The organism is Leisingera sp., assembly GCF_982940295.1.
In genome coordinates, this window is record NZ_CEYXRG010000002.1 from 213,437 (window position 1) to 227,881 (window position 14,445).

Below are 14,445 nucleotides of genomic sequence, written 5' to 3' on the forward strand. Positions count from 1 at the left end.
CTTTGCAAAGCCCTGGATCAGGCTTCGCCTTCCTCTTCGCCAGCGTCTTCGTCTTCCGCCGCTTCCGCTTCCAGCTCAGCCGGATCCACCCAGCCCAGCATGATGCGCGCGGTCATGACCATGTCCTGCGCCTCTTCCAGCGATACGCCGAAAGGCTCCAGGATGCCGTCGTCCTTGACCCGCTCGCCGCCATCGTTGGTCCAGCCGCCTGCCAGTTCCCAGTCGGCGCAGGTGGCGAAGTCTTCCAGCGACTTCACGTCGTCCTTGGCCAGCGCCTCGACCATTTGCGGGGTCAGGCCCTCGAACTGGATCAGGCTTTCCTCGGCGCCCAGCGCACGGGCTGCATCCAGGGCCGCCTTGGCCTGGGCTTCCAGATAGTCGCGGGCACGGGCCTGCAGTTCTTCGGCGGTGCCTTCGTCTACACCGTCAATGACCAGCAGTTCATCGAGTTCGACATACGCAACCTCTTCCAGGTTGGTGAAGCCCTCAGACACCAGAAGCTGGGCAAAGAACTCGTCGAGATCAAGGGTCTCCATGAACAATTTCGTGCGCGCCTCGAATTCCTTCTGGCGGCGGGCCGATTCTTCTTCCTCGGTCATGATGTCGATGTCGAGGTTGGTCAGCTGCGACGCCAGGCGCACGTTCTGACCGCGGCGGCCGATAGCGAGCGACAGCTGCTCTTCCGGCACCACAACTTCGATCTTGCCGGCTTCCTCGTCCAGCACCACCTTGGTCACTTCGGCCGGCTGCAGCGCGTTCACCAGGAAGGTCGGCTGATCCTCATTCCACGGGATGATGTCGATCTTCTCGCCCTGCAGCTCGTTCACAACGGCCTGCACGCGGGAGCCGCGCATACCCACACAGGCGCCGACCGGATCGATCGAGCCGTCATAGGAGACAACAGCAATCTTGGCGCGCGAACCGGGGTCTCGGGCAACAGCCTTGATCTCGATGATGCCGTCATAGATTTCCGGCACTTCCATCTTGAACAGCTCTGCCATGAACTCGGGCGCGGTGCGGCTGAGGAAGATCTGCGGGCCGCGCGGCTCGCGGCGCACGTCCTTGATGTAGCAGCGCACGCGGTCGTTCGGGCGGTAGCTTTCGCGGCCGATTTTCTCGTTGCGGCGCAGGATCGCTTCGCCGGCGCCCACATCGACGATGACGTTGCCGTATTCCTCGCGCTTGACCAGGCCGTTGATGATGGTGCCGGCGCGGTCCTTGAATTCTTCGTACTGGCGGTCACGCTCAGCTTCGCGCACCTTCTGCAGGATCACCTGCTTGGCCGACTGGGCGGCGATGCGGCCCATTTCCACCGGCGGCACTTCCTCGACGTAGGTCTGGCCCACTTCGGGGTTCGCCATGTACTGGCGCGCCTGCTCGACGGTCATTTCGGCCTGATAGTTCTCCAGCTCGTCATCCGCCACAACGGTGCGCACGCGGGTAAAGGTGGCGCGGCCGGTCTTACGGTCGATCGACACCCGGATGTCCATCTCGGCGCCATAGCGGCTTTTGGCCGCACGGGCGAGGCTCTCTTCCATCGCCTCGATCACCAGACCCGGGTCGATCATCTTTTCGCGCGCCACGGCCTCGGCGGTTTGCAACAGCTCCAGCTGGTTTGCAGAGGTGATAGCCATTACTTTTTCTCCTCTTCGGACTCTTCGGTCTCGATTTCGTCGAATGCGTCTTCGTTGAGCGTCCCGGCCTCTTTGCGCTGACGCAGCATTTCCTTGATCAGATCATCGGTCAGAACCAGCTTGGCATCGCTCAGCCAGTCAAATTTCAGACCAATGGTCACGGTCTCGCCCTGATCCTCGATATTGATCAGAACTTCGTCGTCCTCGGTACCCGCCAGCTCGCCTTTGAAGCGGCGGCGGCCGCCGACCATCTCGGCGGTTTCGAGCTTGGCCTCGTAGCCCTCGAACATCTCGAAGTCTTTCATCCGGGTCAGCGGACGGTCAATGCCGGGGCTCGACACTTCCAGGGCATAGGCATCGATGATCGGGTCTTCGACATCCAGCACGGCGCTGACGGCATTCGAAATGTCGGCGCAATCATCCACCTCGATGCCGCCGTTGGGCTTGTCGGCCATGATCTGCAGTGTCGTCGACTTACCAGACATCAGCCGGATTCGCACCAGCTCATACCCCAGATCCTCGATCACCGGGGTGACGATCTCGGCCAGGCGCCGGTCGATGGCAGCTTTGGCAATCAGGTCGTTGGTCATCAGACCTCCACTTGGAGCGGCAGGCGCGAACCTGCAAACACAAAAAAACGGGCGCGCGGCCCGTCGAAATTCCCGGTGGAGCCTTGAGCCAGAGGTTCAACGCGCCGCTGTTGTCAAAGCCATATAGGGGGGATTGGGGAAAACTGCAAGGCTTGTCTTCGGGGATGGCCGCGTGGCGGTGTCAGGCCATCCACCAGCGTTCGGCGATGCGGCCGTCATCCAGCGGCGCACGCTGGCCCACCTTGCGCGGGATGCCGACGGTGTGCCGGGCGGCCAGCGCCATGTCGCTGGACGAGGGGTGATACAGGAACTCGCCCCGGCGCAGCAGGCCGCGCGGTTCCGGCAGGGCCGCCACGTCGACATAGCCGTCGCGCAGAGCCTCAGCCCGGACAGCGGCGTCGGGGATCACGATGATCTCCACCACATCCGCCCAGCCGGCAGTTCCGGCCTTGTAGTGATCCGCCACTTTTGAGGCGCGGAAATGACGGTCTTCCTGCGCCCGCTCCAACTTGTAGCAACCGGTGCCCACCGAATCTGACAGCGGCACGGGCAAATCGCCGCCGGGGGCAATCATCTGATACGCACTGGCCAGCAGATAAGGCAGATGCGGATTGGGCTGCGCAAGCTCCACCAGCAGCTGATGGCCGCCCAGCGCGGTGACGGCCCGCACCTCCGCCCCGGTGATTCCCTGCACCAGAAGCGAGGCGGCAGCATCGTCCGCCGTCAGCGGACTGCCATCATGAAACGCCACGCCCTCACGCAGGTTGAAGGTCCAGGTCCGTGCATCATCTGTGGAGTGCCAGCCTGTGGCCAGCTCGCCGCGCAGCAGCCCGTCCGAGGCAATTTCGGTCAGCGTGTCATAGATCGCGCCGCGAGCGGCCTGCTCCAGCATCCCGCCATCGCGCGGGACCGCCAGGCGCAGCACGCCGCCTGCCTTAGGCGCCGCATGGACCGATCCGCCGGCAGCGGCCAGCAGGGCAGCGGCAGCACCCGAGGTGAACAGCGCGCGGCGGTCGATGCGCGTCATGGCACAAGCTCTCCTGCAATCCGGTCCATCGCCCGGACCAGCTCCGCACTGATTCCCGGCTCCGACAGAGCATGGCCGGCATTGCGCACCATCTTCAACTCCGCATTTGGCCACAGCTCATTCAGGCGCCAGGCGGACGACGGCGGGCAGATCATGTCATAGCGTCCTTGCACGATCACGCCGGGGATATGGGAAATGCGCCCCATGTTGGCAAGGATCTGGCCGTCATAGTCGAGAAAGCCGCCATTTCGGAAATAATGGTTCTCCAGCCTGGCAAAGGCGCGCGCGTAGTCGCCGGGGCTTTCACCGCTGTGGCCGTTTGAGTGCACCGAAGCCAGCGCGTTTTCCCAGGAGGACCAGGCGCGGCCAAAGCGCACTTCCTCGTCCAGGTTTCCGGAAAACAGCCGCTTGTGGTAGGCGCCGATCATGTCGCTGCGCTCGCCATCGGGGATCAGCGAGACGAATTTGGCCCAGGTTTCGGGCCAGAACTTGCCGGCGCCGCCGCCGTAGAACCAGTCGAGCTCAGCTTTTGTCATCAGAAAGACGCCGCGCAGGATCATCTGCTGCACCCGGTCGGGGTGGGTCTGGGCATAGATCAGCGCCAGCGTCGCCCCCCAGCTGCCGCCGAAAAGGATCCACGACTCGATACCGATCTGACGGCGAATCAGCTCCATATCGGCGACCAGATGCCAGGTGGTGTTGTCCTCGCAGGAGGCATAGGGGCGCGAGCGGCCGCAGCCGCGCTGGTCAAACAGGATAATCCGGTAGATTTCGGGGTCGAAGTAGCGCCGCATCGCAGGGCTGCTGCCGCCGCCCGGTCCGCCGTGGCACACGATCACGGGTATGCCGTTTGGATTCCCGCTCTGCTCTGCATATATACGGTGCCCCTGGCCTGCGTCGATCATGCGCTGGTCAAAGGGCTCGACCGGCGGGTAGAGATAATGCACTGCGCGCTTTTGGTCCGGGTATCTATCCATTACTGACCTTAGTGAGACGTCAGACTACAAAAGAGCACACGGAGACAGGAATGCAAGCGCCTCAATCCACGGTCGACCCTGCGGAAATCGCCAAATTCGAGGCGATGGCGGCGGAGTGGTGGGATCCGCATGGCAAATTCAAGCCCCTGCACATGCTGAACCCGTGTCGGCTCGACTATATCACCAAGCAAATTGCCGCCGAATTCAGTCGCGACCTGACGGCACGGAACCCGTTCGAGGGGTTGCGGCTCTTGGATATCGGCTGCGGCGGCGGGCTGCTGAGTGAGCCTATGGCCCGGTTGGGTGCTACGGTTGTGGGCGCCGATGCTGCCGAGGGCAACCTGCCGGTCGCGCGGATCCACGCCGAACAATCGGGGCTGGAGATCGACTACCGCCACACCACCGCCGAGGCGCTGGCCGAGGCTGGCGAGCAATTCGATGTGGTACTCAACATGGAAGTGGTGGAGCATGTCGCCGATCCGCTCAGCTATCTGACCGCAACACAGCAGCTGCTGAAACCCGGCGGGCTGGAGATTTGCTCAACCATCAACCGCAATCCGAAGAGCTTTGCCATGGCCATCATCGGCGCCGAAGTGGTCATGCGCTGGCTGCCGCGCGGCACGCATGAATGGTCCAAGTTCATCACCCCGGATGAGCTGTTCGAGCTGCTGCGCAAGGCCGGGCTGAAGCCGGTGGACCGCAAGGGGTTCGTGTTCAACCCGATCACCTGGAACTGGTCGATTTCGGAACGGGACCTGTCGGTGAACTATGTGACTGCGAGCGTGAAACCCGGCTGAGCTGCCGCTGCCTCCCCTAAGTCTGCCGCCTATCCTAAAGGATAGGTGGTAATCCTTATGCACCCTTTAGTTGAGCCGCGCTGATTGTTAACGTCAGTTAGCGGATTTGGAATGTTACCCGGTCCGCCTCCGGGGAAAGCCCTTGAATTGAATAATTGCTTACCGCTGTTTTCGGCGGGTCCGCCCAGAGGTTGCCAGGACCGCCACTCACGGATTGATGGGGACTGATGGGGAAGAGGGGCGCCTGCTTGCGGGCGTCCTTCTTTTTTGGGCAGTCGTCTCATTCAGAAGGCTGCCGGACCTGCCGGCTCAGCCGCTTTCTTCCAGCTTGCCGCGCAGCTCGCGCAGGATCGGCAGGGTGGCCCGAACCCGGTCGCTGCCCAGTTCACCGACCACCTCGGAGATCACCGGAATGATCCCGGCCAGAGCCGCATCACGGGCCTGTTTGCCCGCCGGGCTGATTGCCACCATCTTGCGCCGCGCATCATCCCAATCGGGACGGACGTGTATATATCCCGCCACTTCCAGTTTGCTCAGCGTGTTGGTCATTGCCCCGCGCGTCACGTGAAACGCCTTGGCCAATTGTGCAGGCGAGCGCTCCAACCCGGCGCGGGCCAGGTGGTTCAGCACCGAAAAATGCGACAACTCCATCCCTTTGGGCAGCACTTTGCTGAGGCGTGACCGGGCCAGCTGGTCAGCCATGAGTATCTCGCTGAACAGCGATACCGCCAGGGAATGGGTCTCGTCCATCAGGGTCCGTCAAACTCCCGGTCGTGAGTCAGGGAAGGCACGCGCTTGCGTGCTTCTGCCACTTTTTCGAGGTCGAGATCAACGTATGTGACGCCCGGCTCCTGCCCTGCATCCGCCAGCACCTCGCCCCAGGGGGCGACAGCCAGGGAATGGCCATAGGTTTTGCGGCTGGGCCCGCGGGAGGCCGGGTGCTTGCCGGTCTGCGCCGGTGCCAGCACGAAACAGCCGGTCTCGATCGCTCGGGCGCGCAACAGCGAGTGCCAGTGCGCCGCGCCCGTCACATAGGAAAACGCCGCCGGCACGGTCAGGATCTGCGCCCCGCCCTTGGCCAGCGCCCGGTGCAGATGCGGAAAGCGTACGTCGTAGCAGATGGTCATGCCAATGCTGGCGAAGGGTGTTTGCGCAACGACGGCTTTGGTCCCCGGACGGTAGCCGTCGGATTCGCGGTAGGTTTCCTCGGGCGTGACCTCCACATCGAACATATGGATCTTGTCGTAGCGCGCGGTGATTTCACCCTGCGGGCTGACCAGAAACTGGCGGTTGGCAAAGCGGCCGTCAGCATCATGCGTCTTGATGCCGAGCGAGCCCAGCAGCAGCCAGACCCCGTGCCTGGCCGCCTCTTCCCGCAAGGCCGCCAGGGTCGGGTCGTCCTCCTCGTGGCACAGGACACCATTCTGATGCGTCCGGCTGCCCGATAGGCAATTTGTGACCTCGGGCGTCAGCACAAAACCGGCCCCGCCACGCACAGCCTCCGCTATCATGGCTTTCACCGTTTCCAGGTTCTCAACCGGATTGTCGGTGGATGTCATCTGAAGCAGAGCTGCGCGCATTGTGTGTCTCCGGGCTCAGGCCGCCAGCAGCGGGTCGAGCTTGCCCGCCTGCTCCAGCGCATAAAGGTCGTCGCAGCCGCCGACGTGGGTCTCGCCAATGAAGATCTGCGGCACCGTGCGGCCGCCGTTGGCGCGCTGGATCATCTCCGCCTTGCGCTCCGGCTCTTCCAGCACGTTGACTTCCGAAAATGCCACACCCTTCTGGTTCAGCAGCCGCTTGGCCGCGTGGCAATAGCCGCACAGAGGCGAGGTGTAGATTTCAACCGTTTTCATTCAGGACCCCATATTCTGGTTTCGAAGGTTGTGGAGGAATTGGGGATTCATTGCAACAATTGCCAGAGGCAGGCTGCCGGGCTCACGTTTGCGTGACCCGGGCCAGCATCGCCACCCGCACCTCGGCGGCTCCTGCCCGCAGGCAGGCATCAGTGCAGGCGCTGAAGGTAGCGCCAGAGGTCATCACGTCATCCACGATCAGCACGCTGCGGGCCCTGATCCTGTTCATCCGGCCCGGATGCGCACCGATAGCGGACCCCAGCAGCTGGTAGCGCTGGTCCCGCGTCTTCCCCTCCAGCGCGGGCGTCTGCCGGGTGCGGCGCAGCAGGTCCGGGCAGTGCTCCAATCCAGAGCGTTCCGCTAGCGCCTCTGCCAGCAGTGCAGACTGGTTATACTTGCGCTTGAGCAGCCGGGTCCAATGGAGCGGCACCGGGCAGATCAGCGGATCGTCCTGCAAAAGGGGTTCCGCGGCCCGCTCCAGCCAACCTGCTGCCATTTGCGCGATCTCTGTCCGGTCGCCGTGCTTCAGGGCCAGCACCATCCTGCGCCCCTGCCCCTCATAAAGCAGTGCGGACCGCCCCTGGCTCCAGGGCCGTGGATGGCGCAGGCAGCTGTCGCATTCCAGACGGAAGCCGTCCGCCTCCCCCGGCAACGGAGCGCCGCAGCCCTCGCAGACTGTGCCGCTGATGAAGCGCATGCCTGACCAGCACGCGCCGCACAGGCCAAAGTCGCTGCCGACAAGACCGCCGCAACCCAGGCACTGGGGCGGGTAAATCAGTGAAACAGCGGTTTGAATCCCGGCCAGCAGCATCTAAATAGCCCTCATGACACAAGCGCCCGCACACCTCTTCGACCGCCGCACCCTGGCAGCCCGCCGCGCCCGACGGCGCGCGGATGCCCTGTTCCTGCACCAGATGGCGCGGGATGAGGCCGAGGATCGCCTGAGCCTGGTTAACAGAACCTTTACAGCGCCCGCCGTGGTCAGCCCCTTTCCGGAGGTCTGGGAAGGGTTTCAGCCTGCGGCTAAGGTCGTGGCAGATGCGGATGTTCTGGCGCTCGAAGAAGGCGCGCATGATGCGGTGATCCATGCCATGTGCCTGCATTGGGCCAACGATCCGGTCGGCCAGCTGATCCAATGCCGCCGCGCCTTGAAAGAAGACGGGCTGCTGCTGGTCATCCTGCTGGGCGGCCAGACCCTGCACGAGCTGCGCGCGGCCATGGCGGAGGCCGAGACAGTCGTGATGGGCGGACTGTCGCCGCGGGTTGCCCCGATGGGTGAGATCCGCGACCTGGGCGGATTGCTGCAGCGCGCCGGTTTTACGCTGCCGGTGGCCGATCTGGTGCCGTTGACCGCCGAATACCGCGACCTCACACACTTGGTCCACGACCTGCGCGGCATGGGAGAAACCAACGCCCTCGCCCAGCGCCTGAAGCGCCCGGCACCGCGCGCCTTGTTCCAGCTGGCCGACCACATCTACCGCGAGCATTTCGCCACTGCAGACGGCCGGCTGCCCGCGACGTTCGAGCTGGTCTGCCTCACCGGCTGGTCGCCATCGGACAGCCAGCAGAAACCCCTGCGCCCAGGCTCTGCCCAGATGCGCCTGGCCGATGCGCTGAAAGTGCCGGAAACCAAGCTCGACCCCTGATAAGTTTCCGCTATGGCTGCGCCAATGTGATCCAATTGGCCTTCTGCGCGTAAAGACAGTAGTTTGCCGCCAACCATCGAATTCTCAGCCGCACAGGACCTGCCCATGCTGGACGCCGCCCGGACCGCCAATTGCCCTGCCCACGCCCCTGCCGATCACCCCAAGATCCCGGCGGAGAAGGTCGGCATCCTGCTGGCCAACCTTGGCACGCCGGACGATCACTCCTATTGGCCGATGCGCCGGTATCTGAACGAGTTCCTGTCCGACAAGCGGGTGATCGACTACCCGTCGTGGAAATGGCAGCCGCTGCTGCAGCTGATCATCCTGACCAAACGCCCGTTCTCCTCCGGCGCGGCCTACAAGTCGATCTGGAACCACGACAAGGGCGAAAGCCCGCTGATGACCATCACCAAGGACCAGACGGCCAAGATGGCCGAGGTGATGAAGGCGCGGTACGGCGATCAGGTGATGGTCGATTTCTGCATGCGCTACGGCAACCCATCGACCAAGTCCAAGGTGCGGCAGATGGTGGAGGCCGGCTGCCAGAAGATCCTGTTTGTGCCGCTCTACCCGCAATATGCCGGCGCGACCTCCGGCACAGCCAACGACCATTTCTTCCGCGCCCTTATGGAAGAAGCCTGGCAGCCCGCCGCCCGCACGATCGCGCCCTACTTCGACCAGCCCGCCTATATCGACGCGTTGGCGCGGTCGGTGGAAGACGCCTATGCCAAGGCAGAGAAGCGCCCGGACATCCTGGTGGTGTCTTACCACGGGATGCCGAAACGGTATCTGATGGAAGGCGATCCCTATCATTGTCAGTGCCAGAAAACGACGCGCCTGCTGAAGGAGCGGCTGGGCTGGGACGACACTCAAATCACCACGACTTTCCAGTCCGTGTTCGGGCCTGAGGAATGGCTGAAACCCTATACCGTGGACCACGTCGCGACGCTCGCTAAGGAAGGCAAAAAGAACATCGCGGTGATCGCGCCGGCCTTCTCCGCCGACTGCATCGAAACGCTGGAGGAGATCAACGAGGAAATCCGCGAAAGCTTTGAACACGCCGGCGGCGAGGACTTTCTCTATATCCCCTGCCTCAACGATGATGATGACCATATCGCCGCACTGGCTGGGGTTATCGAACAGAACCTCCAAGGCTGGCTGGACTAAACCGCTCTCCCGGTCCAAATAGGATCCAATATAGGATCGCCGGGCACGCCGGCAGACCGGGGAGAATTTGGATGACGCTTGCGCATTGGGCCGCCGCCCTTGAGGAACATTGGGGGATAAAGGCGGAGCTGAGCCGTCTTGATGGGGAGTACGACCTTAACTTCTTGGCGCGGGACGCAGATGGCCAAGGCTACATCCTCAAGGCGATGCGCCCCGGCTGCGAGACCTGGCTGGTCGATATGCAGGTGAAGGCGTTTGAGCATATCGCCACGCGCCAGCCGGATCTGCCCTGCCCGCGGGTGATCGCCTCTGCTGACGGGCAGTCTCTGCTGATACTCCCCGATGAGGATGGCCAGGACCGGCTGGTCTGGCTGCTGAACCAGTTGCCCGGGCGCTGCTATGCCAAGGCTCAGCCGAAAAGCGACGCGCTGATCCATGAGATCGGTCAGGTGCTGGGCGGGTCGGCGAAGGCACTGGCGGATTTCCAGCACGAAGGTCTGGAGCGGGATTTCAAATGGGACCTGATGCGCGCGGGCTGGATCGAAGACCAGCTTACTTGCGTTACAGATCCGGGACGCCGTGCAATTCTTGCAGCGATTTGCGCAGATTTCGCCAAGTTAGAGCCTGTTCTGGCGGCACTGCCCAAGCAGGCAATCCACAACGACGCCAATGATTACAACATCATGGTGGCGGGTGAACTGAGCGAATCGCGCCGGGTGTCGGGCCTCATCGACCTTGGGGACATGTGCGCTGCACCACGGGTTTGCGATCTGGCGATTGCAGCGGCCTATATCGTGCTGGACCATCCCGCTCCTGTGGCTGCGCTTGCGGCATTGGTGGCGGGCTATCACGAGGCCTGCCCGCTGACGCCCGCCGAAGTGGACATGGTCTGGCCGCTGCTGCGCGCGCGGCTGGCTGTCAGCGTGGTGAATTCCACCCTGATGGCGGCGGAGAACCCGGATGACCCCTATGTGACGATCTCGCAAGCGCCGGCCTGGCGGTTTCTGGAAGGGAACACGCTGCATGGCGGTCTGCTGGCGGCCCGGCTGCGCGCCGCCTGCGGCCTGCCGGTGGTGGACAGCGCTGACAGGGTGATGAGCTGGCTCAGAAAAGAACGCGGCAATTTCGCCCCGCTGATGGGGCAGGACCTGTCGAACGCACCGATGGGCTCGCTGTCGGTCGAGGACTCCACATGGCCGCAAAACCCGTTCCACATGCCGCTGGAGGAGGCCGCCAAGGTCGGCGAGGAGTTTGAGGACAATGGCCGGATCTGGCTGGGTTATTACCACGAGCCGCGGCTGATCTACACGGATGCCGCGTTCCGCAAGGGACCGTGCAAAGCCAGCAACCGCCGCACCGTGCATCTGGCCGTCGACGCCTTTGCCCCGGCGGGCACTCCGATGTTTGCCCCTTTGCGCGGTGAGGTCTTTGCCGCCGAATACCGCGAAGGTCATCTGGACTATGGCGGCGTAGTCATCCTGCGGCATGAGACGCCGGAGGGCGATCCGTTCTTTACGCTCTATGGCCATCTGGACCCGGAGTTCCTCGACCGGCTGAAACCCGGCGGCATCGTGGAGAAAGGCGAGGAATTCTGCCGCCTGGGCGATCCCGGCCAGAACGGCGGCTGGGCGCCGCATGTGCATTTCCAGCTGGCACTGACCACCGAAGGGATCGAGGCTGACTGGCCCGGCGTTGGCGATCCCGATGAGATGTACCTGTGGCGCGCGCTCTGCCCGAACCCTGCGGCGCTGCTGAACCTGCCGGATGAAAAGGTCGTCTATCGCCCAACCAGCAAGGACGACGTGCTGGCCAGCCGCCGTGCGCATTTTGGCGGCAATCTCAGCCTCACCTATAAAGACCCGGTGATGCTGCTGCGTGGATGGAAGCACCACCTGTTCGACGAATGGGGGCGGCCCTATTTAGATGCCTACAACAATGTCCCGCACGTCGGCCACGCCCACCCGCGCATTCAGGCGGTGGCGGCGGATCAGCTCAAACGGATGAACTCAAACACTCGTTACTTACACCCGGGACAGATCGCGTTTGCGGATAAAGTGCTGTCGAAACTGCCCGATCAATTCGAGGTCTGCTTCTTCGTGAACTCCGGCACTGAGGCCAATGAGCTAGCCCTGCGTCTGGCCCGTGCCCATACCGGCGCCAAGGGCATGGTGACGCCCGATCACGGCTACCACGGCAACACCACCGGTGCGATTGATATCTCTGCCTACAAATTCAACAAGCCCGGCGGTGTCGGGCAGGCGGACTGGGTGGAACTGGTGGAAGTCGCCGATGACTACCGCGGCTCATACCGGCGCGGCGACCCGGAGCGGGCACAGAAGTTTGCAGACCTCGTCGACCCGGCAATTGCCCGACTGCAGGAGAAGGACCACGGCGTTGCTGGGTTCATTGCCGAAACCTTCCCGTCTGTGGGAGGCCAGATCATTCCGCCCAAGGGGTACCTGCCTGCGGTCTATGAAAAGATTCGCGCCGCTGGAGGTGTCTGCATCGCTGATGAGGTGCAGACCGGACTCGGCCGCCTGGGCGAATACTACTTCGGCTTTGAACACCAAGGCGCGGTGCCGGACATCGTGGTGATGGGCAAACCCATCGGCAACGGCCACCCGTTGGGCGTGCTGGTGACGACCAAGGCAATTGCGGAAAGTTTCGACAACGGGATCGAATTTTTTTCAACCTTTGGCGGCTCGACCCTTTCCTGCCGAATCGGCAAGGAGGTGCTGGATATCGTCGAAGACGAAGGCCTTCAAAACAACGCCCGGGTCGTGGGAGCAAGGCTACTTGCTGGTCTCAAAGCGCTGGAACTGAAGTACGCCTGCATCGGCGACGTCCGCGGTATGGGCCTGTTTCTGGGATTGGAACTGATCAATACTGATGGCTCCGAGGCCACTGAGATTTGTTCCTACGTCAAAAACCGGATGCGCGATCACCGGATCCTGATCGGCAGCGAAGGCCCCAAGGATAATATCCTGAAGATCCGTCCGCCCTTGACGATAGAGCCGGAGGATGCAGACATGATCACCAATGCTCTGGACAGCATCCTGCGCGAGGTGGCAGCGGTCTGACCGCTCCCGCAGCGGCCTTCAGGCAACAAAAAAGGCGGTGGAGAACCACCGCCTTTTCCGTAACCGTGTATCGAAATTAGTTCGATGCAACAGCTGCGCCAACCAGGACCAGCAGCAGCAGCGGCAGCAGGATGCCGCTGGAAGAGCCCTGTGCTTCTTCAACGATGACCGGCGGTTCAACAACCGGCTCGGACAGGTTGCCCGCGGTAGCGGTCGAAGCAGCAGCGGTCAGCGCAGCAGCGATAACGAGTTTTTTCATGTTAACCTCCAGAATTTGCACGGAACAAATTTAGAATCCGTGCACCCAAGACATACCTCGTATTTTTTTCTAACCAGCAAAATCGCGCGATTGCAATTGCTTGTTATAGTTAACAGGCTAGGGCCCGCTCCCGTGGCGTCAAATTAGCAACACCTGTGTGCCCACTTTGGCCAGACTGAACAACTCGGCGATGTGTTCGTTGTATAGCCCGATGCAGCCATTGGAAGATTTGCGGCCGATTTTGCGCGTGTCGTGGGTTCCGTGGATCCGGTAATACTTCCAGCTGAGGTACAGCGCATGTGTGCCAAGCGGGTTATCCGGACCCGGCGGGACATATGCAGGCCATTCCGGATTGCGTTTGCGCATGTTCGGCGTCGGCGACCAGCTGGGCCCTTCAACCTTGCGCACCACCCTGGTGCGGCCGCGGCGTGTCAGATCGTCTGACAGCGGCACCGAGGAAGGGAACAGCTTATAGGTGGCTCCATCCGCGGACCAGTAGTGCAGCGCCCGGCTGTCGATATCGACAAGAATCGCGCCGTTGCGCAAATTGTCGAAATACGGTGACCACGTCTTGGCCCGGAAAGCGGAAATATTGCGCTGAACCGGCGGCTCCGGCTCTGGCGGCGGCCGCAGCGGATCGTACGCCTGCTGAGTATCTCCGGTGTCTTCTTGCGCTAGGGCGGAAGAGGAAATCAGGGCAGCACTGCCGGCAAGAAAGTTCCGTCTGCTGATGTTATTAAATGGGATTCGTGACATGACTCATTCCAACTTGCGCAATCAGGATCCTGGGTTGCGGCAGTTTATGGCCGGAAAGCCGCAGTCGCAAACCAATCCGTCGCTGAAGTCCGCATATTTCTGCCGCTCCGTTTGCACCCGGGCCACAGGAAGGATAAGTGCAAGGGCAACTGACGGAGCATGAGAGAAATATGAAGCGTGTTTTTCTGCTTTTGGCTGCTGCCATTATAACCGCAGCGGCGGCCTGTACGCCCGCAACGGACTCCGGCAACGGCTACCGCATCCGCAATGCGGACAAGGTCCAAATCCGGATGCTCGATTCCGTCAATGCGCTGCGTCAGGCCGCGGGTGCACAACCGGTGCAACTGAACGCTGAGTTGACCGCCGCGGCGGCGACCCATTCGCGTGATATGTCGGTTCAGAACCGGCCCTGGCATTTCGGCTCCGACGGCTCGTCGCCGCTCGACCGGGTCACGCGGGCGGGATACACCGGTAAACTGCTGGGCGAGAATATCTCGGAAACTTATGAAAATGAGCAGCAGACCCTGACCGCCTGGCTGGAACGGCCCGCGACCCGCGCGGTGATCCTGGACCCGAAGGCCGCGAATATGGGCTTTTCCTGGTTTCAAGAACCGAACGGAAAAATCTGGTGGACGCTGGTAATGGGCAGCTGAGCCGGC

General features: G+C 62.5%; 15 protein-coding genes. 5 read left to right on the forward strand and 10 right to left on the reverse strand.

Translation table 11 applies throughout. From position 1 onward, the window contains the following. Positions 1–17: 17 nt before the first annotated feature. From nusA to pip, 4 genes are all read right to left on the reverse strand, one after another. Positions 18–1,634: a transcription termination factor NusA gene (gene nusA / locus AC4HIX_RS02855; protein ID WP_490397810.1), complete on the reverse strand. Its 1,617-nt coding sequence runs from the start codon at positions 1,632–1,634 to the stop codon at positions 18–20. Continuing rightward, positions 1,634–2,224 carry a ribosome maturation factor RimP gene (gene rimP / locus AC4HIX_RS02860; protein WP_475048424.1) on the reverse strand — a complete coding sequence of 197 codons (591 nt, stop codon included), beginning with the start codon at positions 2,222–2,224 and terminating at the stop codon, positions 1,634–1,636. The genes nusA and rimP overlap by 1 nt, the downstream gene beginning before the upstream one ends. A gap of 181 nt (positions 2,225–2,405) precedes the next feature. Further along, a complete protein-coding gene (locus tag AC4HIX_RS02865; protein ID WP_490397811.1) occupies positions 2,406–3,251 on the reverse strand; it encodes an ABC transporter substrate-binding protein in 846 nt (281 codons plus the stop codon). Further along, a complete protein-coding gene (gene pip / locus AC4HIX_RS02870) occupies positions 3,248–4,228 on the reverse strand; it encodes a prolyl aminopeptidase (protein ID WP_490397812.1) in 981 nt (326 codons plus the stop codon). The genes AC4HIX_RS02865 and pip overlap by 4 nt, the downstream gene beginning before the upstream one ends. 50 nt (positions 4,229–4,278) lie before the next feature. Between pip and ubiG the strand changes: the two genes are divergently transcribed. Beyond that, on the forward strand, positions 4,279–5,025 hold the full coding sequence (gene ubiG / locus AC4HIX_RS02875; protein ID WP_490397813.1) for a bifunctional 2-polyprenyl-6-hydroxyphenol methylase/3-demethylubiquinol 3-O-methyltransferase UbiG: 747 nt from the start codon (positions 4,279–4,281) through the stop codon (positions 5,023–5,025). Positions 5,026–5,334: 309 nt separating this feature from the next. Here ubiG and AC4HIX_RS02880 read toward each other — a convergent pair whose 3' ends face one another. The 4 genes from AC4HIX_RS02880 to AC4HIX_RS02895 form a co-directional block, all read right to left on the reverse strand. Beyond that, a complete protein-coding gene (locus AC4HIX_RS02880) occupies positions 5,335–5,775 on the reverse strand; it encodes a MarR family winged helix-turn-helix transcriptional regulator (RefSeq protein WP_024092104.1) in 441 nt (146 codons plus the stop codon). Beyond that, positions 5,775–6,605, reverse strand: coding sequence for a carbon-nitrogen hydrolase family protein (locus AC4HIX_RS02885; protein WP_490397814.1), 831 nt, complete (start codon positions 6,603–6,605; stop codon positions 5,775–5,777). The genes AC4HIX_RS02880 and AC4HIX_RS02885 overlap by 1 nt, the downstream gene beginning before the upstream one ends. Before the next feature lie 15 nt (positions 6,606–6,620). After that, the gene (grxC, locus tag AC4HIX_RS02890; RefSeq protein WP_421052787.1) at positions 6,621–6,878 is read right to left on the reverse strand and encodes a glutaredoxin 3; all 258 of its coding nucleotides are present in this window, start codon (positions 6,876–6,878) and stop codon (positions 6,621–6,623) included. A gap of 82 nt (positions 6,879–6,960) precedes the next feature. Further along, positions 6,961–7,689: a double zinc ribbon domain-containing protein gene (locus AC4HIX_RS02895; protein WP_490397815.1), complete on the reverse strand. Its 729-nt coding sequence runs from the start codon at positions 7,687–7,689 to the stop codon at positions 6,961–6,963. A gap of 13 nt (positions 7,690–7,702) precedes the next feature. Here AC4HIX_RS02895 and AC4HIX_RS02900 point away from each other — a divergent pair, with 13 nt between their 5' ends. From AC4HIX_RS02900 to AC4HIX_RS02910, 3 genes are all read left to right on the forward strand, one after another. Beyond that, positions 7,703–8,524, forward strand: coding sequence for a methyltransferase domain-containing protein (locus tag AC4HIX_RS02900; RefSeq protein WP_490397816.1), 822 nt, complete (start codon positions 7,703–7,705; stop codon positions 8,522–8,524). Between the two features lie 105 nt (positions 8,525–8,629). Continuing rightward, on the forward strand, positions 8,630–9,691 hold the full coding sequence (hemH, locus tag AC4HIX_RS02905) for a ferrochelatase (RefSeq protein ID WP_490397817.1): 1,062 nt from the start codon (positions 8,630–8,632) through the stop codon (positions 9,689–9,691). 71 nt (positions 9,692–9,762) lie between these two features. Beyond that, complete coding sequence (locus AC4HIX_RS02910; protein ID WP_490397818.1) at positions 9,763–12,771, forward strand: aminotransferase class III-fold pyridoxal phosphate-dependent enzyme; 3,009 nt, start codon at positions 9,763–9,765, stop codon at positions 12,769–12,771. 76 nt (positions 12,772–12,847) lie between these two features. On the opposite strand, the gene AC4HIX_RS02915 is transcribed toward AC4HIX_RS02910, so the two are convergent. Together AC4HIX_RS02915 and AC4HIX_RS02920 are read right to left on the reverse strand one after the other, a co-directional pair. Further along, complete coding sequence (locus AC4HIX_RS02915; RefSeq protein ID WP_024092111.1) at positions 12,848–13,030, reverse strand: hypothetical protein; 183 nt, start codon at positions 13,028–13,030, stop codon at positions 12,848–12,850. 138 nt (positions 13,031–13,168) lie between these two features. After that, on the reverse strand, positions 13,169–13,786 hold the full coding sequence (locus AC4HIX_RS02920) for a L,D-transpeptidase (protein ID WP_475048448.1): 618 nt from the start codon (positions 13,784–13,786) through the stop codon (positions 13,169–13,171). Between the two features lie 170 nt (positions 13,787–13,956). Here AC4HIX_RS02920 and dalA point away from each other — a divergent pair, with 170 nt between their 5' ends. Beyond that, positions 13,957–14,439, forward strand: a complete 483-nt coding sequence (gene dalA / locus AC4HIX_RS02925; protein ID WP_475048450.1) for a divisome-associated lipoprotein DalA — start codon at positions 13,957–13,959, stop codon at positions 14,437–14,439. The last annotated feature ends 6 nt before the right edge of the window (positions 14,440–14,445 follow it).